Origin of the sequence: Streptomyces sp. NPDC053560 (genome assembly GCF_044544605.1) — a bacterium.
In the GTDB taxonomy this organism is placed as follows: Bacteria; Actinomycetota; Actinomycetes; order Streptomycetales; family Streptomycetaceae; genus Streptomyces.
The window spans coordinates 100,869-116,354 of the sequence record NZ_JBITXI010000001.1 but is presented as its reverse complement, the minus strand read 5'-3'; the positions used below and the strand labels follow the sequence as shown (position 1 = coordinate 116,354).

The 15,486-nt window shown below is 73.6% G+C and carries 13 protein-coding genes; 5 read left to right on the top strand and 8 right to left on the bottom strand.

Features of this window, described 5'->3' with window-relative positions; genetic code table 11:
- Nucleotides 1-10: 10 nt before the first annotated feature.
- The gene (locus ACIGQF_RS00565) at nt 11-574 is read left to right on the top strand and encodes a GNAT family N-acetyltransferase (protein ID WP_399703523.1); all 564 of its coding nucleotides are present in this window, start codon (nt 11-13) and stop codon (nt 572-574) included.
- A 15-nt stretch (nt 575-589) separates the two neighbouring features.
- Here the strand turns inward: ACIGQF_RS00565 and ACIGQF_RS00560 are convergent, their stop codons facing one another.
- From ACIGQF_RS00560 to ACIGQF_RS00545, 4 genes are all read right to left on the bottom strand, one after another.
- Nucleotides 590-1,330 carry a GntR family transcriptional regulator gene (locus ACIGQF_RS00560; protein ID WP_399703521.1) on the bottom strand — a complete coding sequence of 247 codons (741 nt, stop codon included), beginning with the start codon at nt 1,328-1,330 and terminating at the stop codon, nt 590-592.
- A 147-nt stretch (nt 1,331-1,477) separates the two neighbouring features.
- Nucleotides 1,478-2,305 carry an HpcH/HpaI aldolase/citrate lyase family protein gene (locus tag ACIGQF_RS00555; protein WP_399703518.1) on the bottom strand — a complete coding sequence of 276 codons (828 nt, stop codon included), beginning with the start codon at nt 2,303-2,305 and terminating at the stop codon, nt 1,478-1,480.
- Nucleotides 2,302-3,210 (bottom strand): hypothetical protein, encoded by a 909-nt coding sequence (locus ACIGQF_RS00550; protein ID WP_399703514.1) that lies wholly within the window; start codon nt 3,208-3,210, stop codon nt 2,302-2,304. The genes ACIGQF_RS00555 and ACIGQF_RS00550 overlap by 4 nt, the downstream gene beginning before the upstream one ends.
- A gap of 31 nt (nt 3,211-3,241) precedes the next feature.
- Nucleotides 3,242-4,636: an MFS transporter gene (locus ACIGQF_RS00545; RefSeq protein WP_399703511.1), complete on the bottom strand. Its 1,395-nt coding sequence runs from the start codon at nt 4,634-4,636 to the stop codon at nt 3,242-3,244.
- Nucleotides 4,637-4,893: 257 nt separating this feature from the next.
- Here ACIGQF_RS00545 and ACIGQF_RS00540 point away from each other — a divergent pair, with 257 nt between their 5' ends.
- The 3 genes from ACIGQF_RS00540 to ACIGQF_RS00530 are packed head-to-tail and all read left to right on the top strand — an operon-like array spanning nt 4,894 to nt 8,533.
- A complete protein-coding gene (locus ACIGQF_RS00540; protein WP_399703508.1) occupies nt 4,894-6,111 on the top strand; it encodes an MmgE/PrpD family protein in 1,218 nt (405 codons plus the stop codon).
- Nucleotides 6,111-7,301 carry a CaiB/BaiF CoA transferase family protein gene (locus ACIGQF_RS00535; RefSeq protein ID WP_399703505.1) on the top strand — a complete coding sequence of 397 codons (1,191 nt, stop codon included), beginning with the start codon at nt 6,111-6,113 and terminating at the stop codon, nt 7,299-7,301. Before ACIGQF_RS00540 ends, ACIGQF_RS00535 begins: the two co-directional genes overlap by 1 nt.
- 32 nt (nt 7,302-7,333) lie before the next feature.
- A complete protein-coding gene (locus tag ACIGQF_RS00530) occupies nt 7,334-8,533 on the top strand; it encodes an acyl-CoA dehydrogenase family protein (protein WP_399703503.1) in 1,200 nt (399 codons plus the stop codon).
- Nucleotides 8,534-8,576: 43 nt separating this feature from the next.
- Here the strand turns inward: ACIGQF_RS00530 and ACIGQF_RS00525 are convergent, their stop codons facing one another.
- Together ACIGQF_RS00525 and ACIGQF_RS00520 are read right to left on the bottom strand one after the other, a co-directional pair.
- Nucleotides 8,577-9,146: a PadR family transcriptional regulator gene (locus ACIGQF_RS00525; protein ID WP_399703501.1), complete on the bottom strand. Its 570-nt coding sequence runs from the start codon at nt 9,144-9,146 to the stop codon at nt 8,577-8,579.
- An 87-nt stretch (nt 9,147-9,233) separates the two neighbouring features.
- Complete coding sequence (locus ACIGQF_RS00520; RefSeq protein WP_399703498.1) at nt 9,234-11,255, bottom strand: FAD-dependent oxidoreductase; 2,022 nt, start codon at nt 11,253-11,255, stop codon at nt 9,234-9,236.
- 292 nt (nt 11,256-11,547) lie between these two features.
- On the opposite strand from ACIGQF_RS00520, the gene otr(A) reads away from it, so the two are divergent.
- Complete coding sequence (gene otr(A) / locus ACIGQF_RS00515; RefSeq protein WP_399703496.1) at nt 11,548-13,497, top strand: tetracycline resistance ribosomal protection protein Otr(A); 1,950 nt, start codon at nt 11,548-11,550, stop codon at nt 13,495-13,497.
- 25 nt (nt 13,498-13,522) lie between these two features.
- Here the strand turns inward: otr(A) and ACIGQF_RS00510 are convergent, their stop codons facing one another.
- Both ACIGQF_RS00510 and ACIGQF_RS00505 read right to left on the bottom strand, forming a co-directional pair.
- Complete coding sequence (locus tag ACIGQF_RS00510) at nt 13,523-14,521, bottom strand: zinc-dependent alcohol dehydrogenase family protein (RefSeq protein WP_399703493.1); 999 nt, start codon at nt 14,519-14,521, stop codon at nt 13,523-13,525.
- A gap of 40 nt (nt 14,522-14,561) precedes the next feature.
- A complete protein-coding gene (locus ACIGQF_RS00505; RefSeq protein ID WP_399703490.1) occupies nt 14,562-15,392 on the bottom strand; it encodes a DeoR/GlpR family DNA-binding transcription regulator in 831 nt (276 codons plus the stop codon).
- Nucleotides 15,393-15,486: the final 94 nt, after the last annotated feature.

The following is a 15,486-nucleotide window of genomic DNA, read 5'->3' as shown; positions in this document are numbered from 1 at the left end:
TGTGACGGGCATGGGGAATGAGACATGCGTGCTGCCGGGTGGCATCGAGATGCGCCCGGCCGACGCCGGCGATGTCGACGCGCTGCTCGCGGCGTATCTGCGCAACCGCGAGCACCTGCGGCCGTGGGACCCGTGGCGGGACGAGGGCTTCTACACCATCGAGGGACAACGGGACCGCCTGGCCGTGCAGTTGGCGGAGCGCGAGGCCGGCCGGGCGATGCCCTGGGTGCTCACCGACGGCTCTCGGCTCGCCGGCACGGTCACGCTGTCCGGGATCGTGCGCGCCCCGCTGAACAGCGGCAGCGTCGGCTACTGGATCGACGTCGACCACACCGGGAAAGGGCTGGCGAGCGCCGCCGTCGAGGCGGTCGCCCGGTACGCCGACGAGGACGCCGGGCTGCACCGGCTCGAAGCGGGGACGCTGCTGCACAACGTCGGTTCCCAGCGCGTCCTGGAGAAGTGCGGCTTCCGGGCCTACGGCGTCGCGCCGCAATTCCTCCACGTGCACGGGAAGTGGCAGGACCACCGGCTCTTCCAGCGGATCCTGAACGACCGGCCGCCCTCCGGGGCCTGACGCCGGGGGCGGGGATCAGCGGCGCAGCCGGACCCGGTAGGAGTACTGCTCGGGCAGGAAGTAGCTGGTGGCCAGCTCGACGCGGCGGCCTTCGGAGGTCGTGTAGAGCCGGTCGATGCGCAGCAGCGGGTGGTGCGGCTCGCACGCCAGCTCCTCCGCGACGGCCGCCGGGGCCGGTGCGACCGTGATGGACTGCTCGGCCTCCGTGATGGGCGAGTCCAGCCGGTCGTCCAGCAGGCCGATGATGGTGAAGGTGGAGCGCGCGCCGGTCTCGGTGAGCTGCTCCACGTCCGCCAGCGTCTCGCCGACGTCCGGCGGCAGCCACACCGTCGTATGGCAGAACGGCACGTCGTCGTGGAGCCGGCGGAAGGCGAGGGTGTGCACCACGTCGCTGTCCAGCCGCAGCCGCCCGGCCGCGTCGATGTCCACCCGCCGCCGCAGCGGGCCGGTCAGCTGCATGATCGTGTCCAGCGACAGGCCCATCAGGTCGTCGACCGAGCCGAACCTGCGGAGATAGCGGCCGTCGCGCGGCGCGGCGAACGTGCCGCGCCCGGGCACCCGGTACACCAGGCCCTCGGCGACCAGGTCGTGGAAGGCGCGGCGCACCGTCTGCCGGCTGACCCGGTACTTCTCGGCCAGCTCCGCCTCGGTCGGCAGCCGCACCCCTTTGGGGTACCGGTCGCCCGCGAGGTCCGTGCGCAGGTCGTCCGCCAGCTGCTGGTACGCGGTCCGTCCACGGGTCGGCTTGTTGGCCATCACATCCTCGTCGCCGTTCGGGTGGGAAGGGAAGGCCAGCTTATCGGCCGCGGAACACCCTGGTCACCTGCGGGGACGTCTCCGACGCGGTGCGGCGCGCGGCCCGGCCGGCCCGGCGCGGCCGCCGGGCCACGCGCCGCACCGACCTCAACCGCGCCCCGCTGCCAGAATGCGCCGGGCCCGCTCCAGCACCGGCCGGTCCACCATCTGCCCGTCGACCACCGCCACCGCGCCCTCCGCCGCCAGCACCCGCCGCGCCCACTCCGTCTCGGCCGCCGACGGAGTGAACCCTTCGTGCACGGTGCCGAGTTGACGCGGATGGATGCAGAGCTTGCCGCCGAAGCCCAGCCGCCGGGCGTGCGCCACGTCCCCCGGCAGCGGCCCGTCGGCCGCCAGCCCGGCCGTCACCCCGTCGAGCGGCGGTGCCAGCCCGGCCGCCGCGGAAGCGCAGACCAGCCGCGAGCGCGCGTACGCCAGCGCCTGGTGGTCGTCGGGATCCACGCCGAGCTGCGCCGCGAGGTCGATGTTGCCGAAGGCGGCGCGTACGACGTTCGGGGCGCGGCACAGCGCGGCGGCGTTCTCCACCCCGGCCGCCGTCTCCACCAGCGCCAGCACCGGCAGCCTGCCGCCGGTCCGGTCGGCGACCGCCGCGAGGACGGCCGGGTCCTCGGCCTTGGGGAGCATGACGGGCGCGCCGTGCGCGGCGGCCATCGCCAGGTCGGCCTCGTGCCATTCGGTGTCCGGCGGGTTGATCCGCACCACCGCCCGCGCGCCGCCCGCCAGCCACTCGGCGACGGCGTCCCGCGCGGCGTTCTTGCCGTCCGGTGCGACCGCGTCCTCCAGGTCCACGATCACCCCGTCGGCGCCTGCCCCGGCCGCTTTGGCGTAGCGGTCGGCGCGGTTGCCGGGGACGAAGAGCAGGCTGCGCGCTGCGGCCAGGGCCCGGACGTACGGGGCTGCCTCGGCGACGGTCATGCGAAGGTCACCTCCGCGGTGGCGTGCTCGGCGGCGCGCGGTCCGGCGACGGACAGCCGGACGCCCGCCCGGCCGTCCTCCTCGTACGGCGTGCCGCAGGACAGCAGCCGCTCGCCGCAGAAGGACGGCTGCCGCAGCCGGTAGGAGAGCGTGCGGACGGTGCGGCCGGGCGCGTGGCGGCGGACCAGTTCCAGCATCTGCAGGACGAGCAGCGGGCCGTGCACGACCAGCCCGGGGTAGCCCTCGACCCCGGTGACGTAGGGCTGGTCGTAGTGGATGCGGTGCGCGTTGGCGGTGAGCGCGCTGACGCGGAAGAGGACGGCCGGGTCGGTGGTCCACGGCAGCTGCCACGGCTCGTCGCTGTGCGGTGCGGCGTCCGGGTCGAGGGTGATCCGGTCCGGTACGGGCGCGCCGCCGCCGCTGCGGTAGACGATGTCCTGCTCCTCGGTCACCCGCACCTCGCCGTCCTGGCGGAACTCGGTGCGCGCGGTGACGAACAGCAGCCCGCCGGTCCGGCCCTGCTTGGCCTGCGCCTTGACCACGCCGCTGGTCTGCTCGGCCGGCCGCCCGACCGTGAGCGGCTTGCGGACCTTCAGCCGGCCGCCCGCGAACATCCGGCGCCGCTCGGGCAGCGGTGGCAGGAAGTGGCCGTCGCGCAGGTGCCCGTCCGGTCCCAGCTCGCTCTGCCGGGGCCAGGTCAGGAAGTGCAGCCAGTGCCACAGCGGGGGGAGCGGCTGCCCGGCCGCGGCGACCGGCTCCGGCAGGTCCAGTACGGCGGAGAGCGCGGCGACCGGCGCCGGGTCGAGGGGGTCGGTGGCGCCGGTGTCGGCGGGGTGCCAGGTGCGGGCGGTCTCTTCGAGGACGCGGAAGTCGGCGGCCGGGACGTCGGCGGGGGCGCCGGTCATGAAGGCTCCTGTCGTACGGGGCGGGTGCGGGTCAGCGGGTGGTGGCGGGGCGCGGGATGCCGTCGGGTACTCCATCGTCCTGCGCGGTGCGGCCGTGCAGGTCCTCCAGCGGCCGGTCGCGGGTGTCGATGCCGAAGAACGCGACGGTGAGGGTGGCGACCAGCCAGGTGCCGGCGACGAAGGCGAACACGCCCGCGTAGCCGAGGTGCGGGGCGGTGTAGACGGCCGCGATGATCAAGGGAGCGACGATGTTGGCGGCCCGCCCGGCGCCGTTGCCGAGACCGGACCCCGCCGTGCGGAGGGCGGTCGGGAAGTGCTCGGGTGTGTAGGAGTACAGGACCGCGATGTAGGCCTGGCTGAGCGCGGCGAACGCGACGCCGAAGAGCATGATGGCCACCGAGCCGGCGCTCAGGCCGTAGCCGATGCCGACGGCGGCGACGATCAGCCCGAGGGCCACCGCGAGGTGCTTGCGCGAGAAGCGGTCGATGAACGGGGCGGCGAGGAAGGCGCCGGGCACCGCGCCGATCGTGTTGACCGCCGACATGGTCATCGAGGTGGCGAAGTCCTGGCCGCGATCGGCCAGCAGGGTCGGCACCCAGGACTGGAAGCCGTAGAAGCCGGTCAGCGCGAAGGCCCAGACGACCATCATGACGATCGAGTTGCGGCGCTGCCCCGGTGCGAAGAGGTCGCGGAAGCGGGCCTTGGGCGCGGCCGCGGGAAGCGTTCCGCCCGGCTCTTCCTGCCCGCCGCCGCGGAAGTCCGGTACGAAGCGGCGCACCGTCTCCTCGGCCTCCGCGGTCCGGCCCCGGGTGAGCAGCCAGCGCGGCGACTCGGGCAGCCGGAGGACCAGCGGGAGCAGCAGGAAGCCGAGCGCGCCGGCGACGAACAGCCAGCGCCAGGAGGCGGGGTGGGACACGGTGATGCCGCGGGCCGTGAAGGCGACCAGCGGGATGCCGACGAGGCCGACGCCGAGGGCGACGGCCTGGAAGCGGCCGCGGTGGGTGGTGGGGGTGACCTCGGAGAGGTAGGAGATCGCGATGGCGGTCATCGCGCCGAGGCCGAAGCCGGTGAGCGCGCGGGCGGTGGCCATCGTGCCCGGCGTCGAGACGGCGGCGTTGAGCAGCGAGGCGGCGGAGAAGAGGGCGACGGCGGCGGACATGCCGAGCCGGCGGCCGACGAGGTCGGCCGCCCGGCCGCCGAGGACCGCGCCCACCGCCATCCCGGCGAAGCTCAGCGCGGTCACCAGAGCCACGTCCTGGACGGTGAAGTGGTGCGTGGCGCGGATCGCCGGCGCCGCGAAGGCGAAGGTGTTCAGGTCCGCGAGGTCGAACAGGAACATCGCGCTGACGACCAGCAGCACCTTGCGGTGGGTGCGGCCGATCGGCGCTGTGCCGAGCGCGGCGAGGGCGGGGGACGGGGGCGTCACTGACGTACCTCCAAGGAGTCCCGGAAAGGGTCGGCCATTCGGTGCGGCAATGTACGGCATTGCTGCGTACAAAGTGGCTCCACGCATGGCGTCGGCATTCTGTGGTCCGGCTCACGGCGACGTCAAGGCCCGGTGATCGCTGGATTTGTCGGCCGGGTGAGGCGCCATTGACACCGCGATCATTTGGCCGTACAAATCCTCGGCAGAGGAGCCGCCGACCGTGAGGCCGGTGGCCGCCGAACCACGGAGGGGACCGCATGACCGCCGCCCGAGCCCTTGCCCAGTGGGCACACGACCACCGGGCAGACCCCGACGGCCACGCGCTCGCCGACCGGGCGCTGGCCGACACCCTCGCCGTCGCGCTGGCCGCCCGGGACCACCCGCTGCGCCCGGTCGCCGCGCCGCTCCCGGACGCGGCCCGCTGGGCGGCCATGGCCCACGTGCTGGACTTCGACGACCTGCACACGGACACCACCACGCACATCTCCGTCGTCACCGTCCCCGCCGTGCTCGCCGCAGGCGGCGACGCGCGCGCCTACCTCGCGGGCGCCGGCGTCATGGCCCGGCTCGGCGCGATGCTCGGCTGGGGCCACTACGCGGCGGGCTGGCACGCGACCTGCACCGCGGGCGCCCCGGCCGCCGCCGTCGCGGCCGGTATCGCCCTCGGCCTGGACGTGGACCGGCTCGCCACCGCCATGGCGCTCGCCGTCCCCGCGGCCGGCGGCGTCCAGGAGGCGTTCGGCACCCACAGCAAGTCCCTCCAAGTGGGCTTCGCCGCCGACGCCGGAGTACGCGCCGCCCGGCTCGCCCGCGCCGGCGCCACCGCCGACCCGCGCGCCCTGGATGCCTGGCTGACCCGCGTCGGCGGCACCCCGGCCACCGACTTCCCCACAGCCCCCGCCGTCCCCGGCGGTCTGGCGATCAAGATGTACCCCTGCTGCTACGCCATGCAGCGGCCGATCGCCGCACTGCGCGAGGTCCGCGACCGGGTGCACGGCGACCTCACCGGCGTCACCGTCACCACCCCCGCCGGCACCGTCCACCCCCTCATCCACGACCGGCCCCTCACCGGCCTGGAGGGCAAGTTCTCCATGCCGTACGCGGTCGCCACCGCGCTCCTCGACGACTATCCCGGCTTCGGCAGCTTCACCGACGAGGCCGTGTCCCGCCCCGCAGCGCAGCAGCTCATGGGACAGGTCACCGTCGACCGGCGGCCCGGCGGGACCACCACCCTGCTCGACGGCGAGGTCGCCCTCCGGCTGGACTTCGCCGACGGCACGGCCGTCCACTCCGAGCTGGCCCTGCCGCCCGGCTCCCCGCAGCGCCCGCCCTCGGCCGGCGAACTGCGCGACAAGTTCGCCGCCTGCGGCCCCGGCGTACCGGACCTGCTCGCCGGCCTCACCTGGGAGCGTGCGGCGGAGCTGATGCGTACGGCGTTCCCGGCCGCCACCGAACCCACCGCGCAGGAGTCCTGATGGAACACCAGCAGCGCCCCCTCGAAGGCATCACCGTCGTCAGCATCGAGCAGGCCGTGGCCGCCCCCTTCGCCACCCGCCAGCTCGCCGACCTCGGCGCCCGCGTCATCAAGATCGAACGCCCCGGCGACGGCGACTTCGCCCGCCGCTACGACACCACCGTCCACGGCCACTCCAGCTACTTCGTCTGGCTCAACCGCTCCAAGGAATCCCTCACCCTCGACCTCAAGGACGAGCGCGGCCGGGAGATCCTGCACGAACTCCTCGCCGAGGCCGATGTTTTCGTGCAGAACCTCGCGCCGGGCGCGGCCACCCGCCTGGGCCTCGGCCCCGACGCGCTCGCCGCCCGCTACCCGAAGCTGATCCCCTGCACCGTCTCCGGGTACGGCACCAGCGGGCCGTGGGCCGACCGCAAGGCGTACGACCTGCTCGTCCAGTGCCAGACCGGCCTGGTCTCCCTCACCGGCAGCGCCGACGAGGCCGCCCGCGTCGGGGTCTCCGTCGCCGACATCTCCGCCGGCATGTACGCCTACAGCGGCATCCTCGCCGCCCTGTTCACCCGCGCCACCACCGGCGTCGCCCGCGCCGTGGAGGTCTCCCTCTTCGAAGCGCTCTCGGAGTGGATGAGCCAGCCCGCGTACTACACCCGGCACAGCGGCAGCCAGCCGCCGCGCGTCGGCACCCGGCACGCCACCATCGCCCCGTACGGCGCCTACACCGCCGCCGACGGCAAGGACGTGCTCTTCTCCATCCAGAACGAACGCGAATGGGCCGCGCTGTGCGCGGGCTTCCTCGGGCGCCCCGAGCTGACCGACGACCCGCGGTTCGCCACCGGCTCGGACCGCGTCACCCACCGCGACGAGCTGGACACCGTCATCGCCGAGCGCTTCACCCGCTCCGCCGCAGCGGACGTCATGAAGGTGCTGGACGAGCTGGGCATCGCCAACGCCGGGGTGAATTCCGTCGCCGAATTCCTGGACCACCCCGTCCTCGAAGGCCGGGACCGCTGGCGCGAGGTCGCCGTGCCCGGCGCCACCGTGCAGGCCCTCCTGCCGCCCGCCGACCTCGCCGGGCTCACCGCCCGCATGGACCCCGTACCGGCCGTCGGCGAACACACCGAAGCGATCCTCACCGCACTCGGCCGCACGCCCGCCGAACTCGCCGCGCTCCGCGCCGACGCGGTCGTCTGACGCCCCGCCCCGTACTCACCGAAGGACCCCGCATGAGCACCCTGGACAGCCTCACCGACGACGAGCGCTTCGTGGTCGAGACCGTGCACGACTTCGTGAACAAGGACGTCAAGCCGGTCGTGCAGGAGCTGGAGCACACCAACACCTACCCCGAGGCCCAGATCGAGAAGATGAAGGAGCTGGGCATCTACGGGCTCGCCGTGCCCGAGGAGTACGGCGGCACGCCGGTCTCCACGCCCTGCTACGTGCTGGTCACCGAGGAACTGGCGCGGGGCTGGATGAGCCTGGCCGGCGCGATGGGCGGCCACACCGTGGTGGCCAAGCTGCTGCTGTACTTCGGCACCGAGGAACAGAAGCGCCGCTACCTGCCGAGGATGGCCACCGGCGAGATCCGCGCCACCATGGCGCTGACCGAGCCGGGCGGCGGCTCCGACCTCCAGGCCATGCGCACCACGGCCCGCAAGGGCGGTGAGGGCACCTCCCACGCGAGCGAAGCCGAGCGTGGGGGAGGGTACGTGGTCAACGGGTCCAAGACCTGGATCACCAATTCCCGCCGCTCCCAGCTGATCGCCCTGCTCTGCAAGACCGACCCCGACGCCACCCCCGCCCACAAGGGCATCTCCATCCTCCTGGTCGAGCACGGCCCAGGCCTCACCGTCTCCCGGGACCTGCCCAAGCTGGGCTACAAGGGCGTGGAGAGCTGCGAGCTGTCCTTCGAGAACTACCGGGCGGCCCCGGACGCCGTGCTCGGCGGCGCGGAGGGCAAGGGTTTTGGACAGATGATGAAGGGGCTGGAGACCGGCCGCCTCCAGGTCGCGGCCCGCGCGCTGGGGGTGGGCCGGGCCGCACTGGAGGACTCCCTGGCCTACGCCCAGGAACGCGAGTCCTTCGGCAAGCCGATCTGGCAGCACCAGTCGGTCGGCAACTACCTGGCCGACATGGCCACCAAGCTCACCGCGGCCCGCCAGCTGACCCTGCACGCCGCCCGGGAGGCGGACGCCGGGCGCCGGGTGGACATGGAAGCCGGCATGGCCAAGCTCTTCGCCTCCGAGACCGCCATGGAGATCGCCCTCAACGCGGTCCGCATCCACGGCGGTTACGGCTACTCCACGGAGTACGACGTCGAGCGCTACTTCCGCGACGCACCGCTGATGATCGTCGGGGAGGGCACCAACGAGATCCAGCGCAACGTCATCGCCGCCCAGCTCGTCAAGCGGGGCGGACTGGACTGACGGGAGGTGCCGGACGGGGGCCGGCCGGTGGCCGGCCCCGCGGTCAGGCGGAACCGCCGTCCCCGGGGCCCCGCCCGGCCTCGATCGCGCGCAGCTCCGTGAGCGACTCGGTCAGCCACTGCACCCAGAAGGTCTCCTGGGCGATGCCGGCCCGCAGGACGAGATGCTGGAGCCGGTCCGGCTCCGCCGTCTTCGTCGGCGGGAAGTCGCGCGCCTCGATCTCGTGATACTCAGCCAACTGCCGCTCGTGCAGAGCCAGATGGCGCTCGAACTCCGCGGTGAGGCCGGCCGCGCCGACGACCGCGGCGGCCCGCAGCCGCAGCAGCAGCGGGTCGCGCATGGCCCGCGGTTCCTGCCGCTCGGCCACCCACGCGGTGAGTGCCTCGCGCCCCGCCGGCAGCACTTCGTACTCCCGCTTCTGGCCGCGCGAGGGCTGCGCCTGCGGCAGGGCGTGGATCAGTCCGGCCTCCTCCAGCTTCCGCAGGTCGCGGTAGATCTGCTGATGGGTGGCGGACCAGAAGTAGCGGATGGACCGGTCGAACCGCCGCGTCAGCTCCAGCCCCGACGACGGCTTCTCGAGCAGGGCCGTGAGGATCGCGTGCGGGAGGGACATGGCGGCCTTCCAGGGGGCGGTGGTGCCGGTGCGGTGCGGGTACCGGCGGCGTGCGCCACCACCGGTACCCCGCATCCTAGGGCGCGGTCAGATGTCGGCCGCCAGCCGCGTGCCCTGCAGAATGGCGCGCTTGGCGTCCAGCTCGGCGGCCACGTCGGCGCCGCCGATGACGTGCGCGGTGTGCCCGGCCGCCACCAGCGCGTCGTACAGCTCGCGGCGCGGCTCCTGGCCGGCGCAGAGCACGATCGTGTCGGCCGCGAGGACGGTCTGCTCGCCGTCGACGGTCAGGTGCAGCCCCTCGTCGTCGATGCGGTCGTACGTGGCGCCCGCCGTCATCGTGACGCCGCGGTGGCGCAGCTCCGTGCGGTGGATCCAGCCGGTGGTCTTGCCCAGCCCCTTGCCGACCTTGCTGGACTTGCGCTGGAGCAGGTGGACGGCGCGGGGCGCGGCCGTCCGCACCGGGGCCTTGAGCCCGCCGCGCTCGCCGTACGCGGTGTCCACGCCCCACTGGCCGAAGAAGACGGCCGGGTCCAGGCTCGCCCCCTCGCCCCCGTCGGTCAGGAACTCCGCCACGTCGAAGCCGATGCCGCCTGCGCCGACCACCGCGACGGTCTTCCCGGCCTCGACCCGGCCGCCGAGCACGTCGAGGTAGCTGACCACGCTGGGGTGGTCGATGCCGGGGATGTCCGGGGTGCGGGGCGTGACGCCGGCCGCGACCACGATCTCGTCGTACCCGCCCGCGCCCAGGCCCTCGGCGGTCACGGCCGTGCCCAGCCGCACGTCGACCTTCAGCTCTTCGAGCCGCGTACGGAAGTACCGCAGCGTCTCGTTGAACTCCTCCTTGCCCGGGATGCGGCGGGCGACGTTGAGCTGCCCGCCGATCTCGTCGGCGGCATCGAACAGCGTCACGCCGTGGCCGCGCTCGGCCGCCGACACCGCGAAGGCCAGGCCCGCCGGGCCCGCGCCGACCACGGCCAGCTCCTTGCGGCGGCGGGTGGGGGAGAGGCTCAGCTCGGTCTCGTGGCAGGCGCGCGGGTTGACCAGGCAGGAGGTGATCTGGCCGGAGAAGATGTGGTCCAGGCAGGCCTGGTTGCAGCCGATGCAGGTGTTGATGGCGTCGGCGCGGTCGTCCCTGGCCTTGGCGACGAAGTCCGGGTCGGCGAGGAACGGGCGGGCCATCGAGACCATGTCGGCCCGGCCCTCGGCGAGCAACTGCTCCGCGACCTCGGGGGTGTTGATGCGGTTGGTGGTGACCAGCGGGACGGACACCGCGCCCATGACCTTCTGCGTCACCCAGGAGAAGGCGCCGCGCGGGACGGACGTGGCGATGGTGGGGATGCGAGCCTCGTGCCAGCCGATACCGGTGTTGATGATCGTGGCGCCGGCCGCCTCGACCTCCTTGGCCAGCTGGACGACCTCGTCGTACGTGGAGCCGCCGGGCACCAGGTCGAGCATCGACAGCCGGTAGATCAGGATGAAGTCGGGGCCGACCCGCTCGCGGGTCCGCCGCACGATCTCGACGGGGAAGCGGATCCGGTTCTCGTAGGAGCCGCCCCACCGGTCGGTGCGGTGGTTGGTGGGCGCCGCGATGAACTCGTTGATGAGGTAGCCCTCCGAGCCCATGATCTCCACGCCGTCGTAACCGGCCTGCCGCGCCAGCTCGGCGGCCCGTACGTAGTCCTCGATGGTCTGCTCGACCTCGTCGTCGGTGAGGGCGCGCGGGGTGAAGGGGTTGATGGGCGCCTGGAGCGCGCTGGGCGCCACCAGGTTCTCGCTGAACGCGTACCGCCCGGTGTGCAGGATCTGCATCGCGATCCTGCCGCCCTCGCGGTGCACCGCCTCGGTCACCTGGGCGTGCTGCGCGGCCTCCGCCTCGGTGGTGAGCTTGGCGCCGCCGTCCATGGTGCGGCCGGCTTCGTTGGGCGAGACGCCGCCGGTGACGATGAGGCCGACGCCGCCGCGGGCCCGCTCTGCGTAGAAGGCCGCCATGCGCGCGAACCCGCCCGGCGCCTCCTCCAGGCCGACGTGCATCGAGCCCATCAGGACTCGGTTGGGCAGGGTGGTGAATCCCAGGTCCAGCGGGCTCAGCAGGTGGGGGTACGGGCTCATCCGAAGTCTCCTCGCGCGCACAGTGCCGACGAGCTTCGTTTGTAGACGAGCGGAGCCGGTTATGCAACATGTTGCATAATGAGGCGTCGGTCACCCCGCCCGGCGACGACGGCTCGCACCAGCGCCGGCGGCCGGAAAAAACCGGTTGCCGCGCCGCGCACCGGCACCGGCATGATGAGCCCGCCACTCGACCGAGCGGCCCCGGCCACCCACGGACAGGAAGACGCGATGCGCCGATACCTCGACACGACCCAGCGCCCCCATCGGACGGTCATCGAGGACTTCGGCACCCATGCGCACTCCGCACACCCCCAGCGCCATCCGGCGCACCCTGAACATCGGCATCCTGGCCCACGTCGACGCCGGTAAGACCAGCCTCACCGAGCGGCTGCTGCACGACACCGGCACCATCGACCGGCTCGGCAGCGTCGACGCCGGCACCACCCGCACCGACACCGGTACCGTCGAACGGCAGCGCGGCATCACCGTCCGCTCCGCCGTCGTCTCCTTCACCCTCGGCACCACCCGGGTCAACATCATCGACACCCCCGGCCACGCCGACTTCGTGGCCGAGGTGGAACGCGCCCTCGCGGTGCTCGACGGCGCCGTCCTGGTGCTCTCCGCCGTCGAGGGTGTCCAGGCGCACACCCGCCTCCTGATGCGCACCCTGCGTGAGATGCGGCTGCCCACCCTCCTCTTCGTCAACAAGACCGACCGGGCCGGCGCCCGCCACGACGGCCTGCTCGCCGACGCCCGCCGGAAGCTCGCGCCGCACCTCGTCCCCATGACGGCGGTGCAGGGCCTCGGCACGCGCACCGCCCGCACGGTGCCGTACTCCCTCGACGACCCGGACTTCCGCACCCGGGTGGCCGAGACGCTCGCCGAGACCGACGACGCGCTGCTGGCCCGGGTCGTGGACGGCCCGTACCCCACCCCCGCCGAGCTGCGCACCGCCCTCGCCGACCGCACGGCCCGCGGGCTCGCGCACCCCGTGTACTTCGGCTCGGCGCTCAGCGGCCAGGGTGTCGCCGCGCTCCTCGACGGCATCACCGGGCTGCTGCCGCCCGCCGCCGTCCCGGACCCGGCGCGGTCACCGGACCCGCGCGGCACCGTCTTCGCCGCCGACCACACCGCCGCCGGAGCGAGGACCGCCTACGTACGGCTGTACTCCGGCGAACTGGCGGCGCGGCAGCGGGTCACCCTCCACCGCCGCGAGCCGGACGGCACCCCGCACACGTACACCGGCCGGATCACCGCACTGGAAGTCGTCGGCGCGGCGGACGGGACCTGCCACCGGCTGACTCCCGGCAACATCGCGAGGATCAGCGGCGTGGCCGGCATCCGGGTCGGCGACCGGCTCGGCACCCCGGACGACGACGCACACCGGCCGCACTTCCCGGCCCCCACCCTCCGCACCGTCGTCCGGCCCCGCGAGCCGGGCCCCGGCGCCGCGGCCCGGCTGCACGCGGCGCTCCGGCGCCTGGCCGAGGAGGACCCGCTCATCCACGCCTGCGCCGAACCGGACGGCACCACCTCCGTCCTGCTCCACGGCGAGATGCAGAAGGAGATCATCGCGGCCGCGCTCGCGGACGAGTACGGCATCGACGCCACCTTCACCCCGAGCCGGGTGGTGTGCCGCGAACGCCCGGCCGGCACCGGCGAGGCCGTCGAGGAACTGGGCCACCGGGCCCCGGCCCCCAGCGGCCACTGGGCCACCGTCGGACTCCGCGTCGACCCGGCCGCCGACGGCACCGGCGCCGTCTTCCGCTACGAGACCGAACTCGGCGCGCTGCCGCGGGCCTTCCACACCGCCGTCGAGGAGAGCGTGCACGCGGCGCTGCGCCGCGGCCCGCACGGCTGGGCCGTCACCGACTGCACCGTCACCCTCGTCCGCTCCGGCTTCGTCGGCCCGCTCAGCACGGCCGCCGACTTCCGCGGTCTGACCCCGCTGGTGCTGGCCCGCGCCCTGGAACGGGCCGGCACCCGGGTGTACGAGCCGTACCACGCCTTCGAGGCCGACGTGCCGGCCGACGCGCTGCCCGCCGTCACCGCCTGCCTCGCCGGCCTCGGCGCGGACATCGCCGAGACGGCGGCCGAAGCGGACGCCGGCTGGCTGATCAAGGGCACCCTCCCGGCCCGCCACCTGCACACCGTCGAACGGCGCCTGCCGGGCCTCTCGCACGGCGAGGGCACCTGGTGGTCACGCGCCTGCGGGGACCGTCCGCGGAAGGGAGGCGCGTAGCGTCGTGCGCGGGCGCCGGCGCCGCTCAGGACGCCGGACGGAGCTGGATCTTGCGGCCGGTGCCCTGCTGGAAGGTCTCCAGGGCCCGGCCGAAGTCGCCCAGGCCGTAGGAGTGGGTGATCATCGTGTCGGCGTCCAGCGCGCCCTTGCCCATCAGCTCCACGGCCCGCCCGAAGCTGTGCACCACGGCCATCGAACCGACCACGGTGATCTCGTCGTTGTAGATGCGGAACGGCGAGATCCTCGCCATGGCGTCCGAGGGCGCCACACCGAACTGCTGGAACGTACCGCCCCGCCGGACCCGCGTGATGGCGTCCTCGATCACCGGCACCACCCCCGTGCAGTCGATGACGATCTCCCAGCCCTGCGGCCGGTCCAGCGCGTCCGCACCGGTCGCCACCGCGTCCGCGCCCAGCTGCTCGGCGACCTTCAGGCGCTCGGTGTTGATGTCGATGACCGATACCGAGGCGGCCCCGGCCCGCCGCGCGAGCTGCAGCATCATCAGGCCCATCGTCCCCGCGCCGTAGATGAGGTAGTGCGCGCCCAGATCGCGCGGCAGCACGTCGAAGCCGTGCACCGCGCAGGACAGCGGCTCGATCAGGGTGCCCTGCGCGAGGTCCACGCTCTCCGGCAGCCGGTAGCAGTTGGCCGCCGGCACCTTGACGTACTGCGCCATCGCGCCGTCCACCGTGTCGCCGATCGCGCCCCATCGCTCGCAGAGGTTGCCCCGGCCGATGCTGCAGAAGTGACAGGAGCCGCAGAACAGTGAGGGATCGACCGCGACCCGGTCGCCCTCGCGCACCCCGCTCACCTCGGCACCCAACGCCACGACCGCCCCGGTGAACTCGTGCCCGGGAATGATCGGATACGGCGTCGGCGCGAACTCCCCCTGCACGATGTGCAGATCGGTACCGCAGATGCCGACGGCGGCCACCTCGACGACGACCTCGCCCGGCCCCGGCGCGGGATCGGCGACGGTCTCGACGGAGTAGGAACCGGGGGTCTGGATGACGACGGCACGCATGGTGAACTGCCTTTCAAAAAGGGGGCGTTGCGGCTGGCGGTCAGTCGGTGTCGGTGCCGGCTCCGGTGGGGGCGGCCGGCGGGACGGCGTGGACCCGTACGCCCAGCCGTTCGATGGCGGCGGTCTGGTCCTCCGGCGTCGCGGTGTCGGTGATCATCAGGTCGTACCCGGACGCGTCACCGTACCCGTGGGTGGCGGTCCGGCCGAACTTGGTGTGGTCCACCGCCAGCACGCTGCGCTCGGCGGCCTCTCGCAGTGCCGCCTTCAGCTCGGCCCACTCCCGCACCGGATGGAACAGCCGGCCGCGGTCGACCGCGGTGGGGGAGGAGAAGGCGACCGTGGCGCGGACCCGGGCGAGGTGGCGCAGGGTCTCCGGGCCCGCGCAGGCCTCGAAGTCGGGGCGGTAGCGGCCGCCGAGCACGACGACCTCCGCACCGGGCGCCCCCGCGGCGCCGATCAGCGCGGCGACACGCAGGGAGTTGGTGAGTACCGTCAGCCCCTCGATGCGGCCGAGCCGGCGGGCGAGCGGGAAGAGGGTGGAGCCGCAGTCCATCAGCACCGTGTCGCCGGCGCTGACCTCCCGCACCAGCAGTTCGGCGAACGCCTCCTTCGCCCCGGCCTGCTGGTCCTCCCGGAAGCGGGTCGCGGTCTCCACCGTGACGGTGGGCAGCGCGACGGCCCTGCCGCGGCGCTTCTCCAGCAGCCGCCGGGACTCCAGATTGGCCAGATCACGGTGCACGGTCATGGTGCTGACCTGCAAGGTTTCGGCGAGCGCGGTGATCCGTACGGAGCCCTCGTCGATGACCTGCCGGAGTACCCGGCGGCGGCGACGCTCGACGTCGGCCTCGGACCCACGACTCTGCCGCACCATGTGCCCTCCTCCGACGCGTACGCGACCGCCGCGCAACATCACACACTTCCTGTGATGTTTTGGCAAGAGGCCGCGGTCTTGCCCCGGCGCCCGC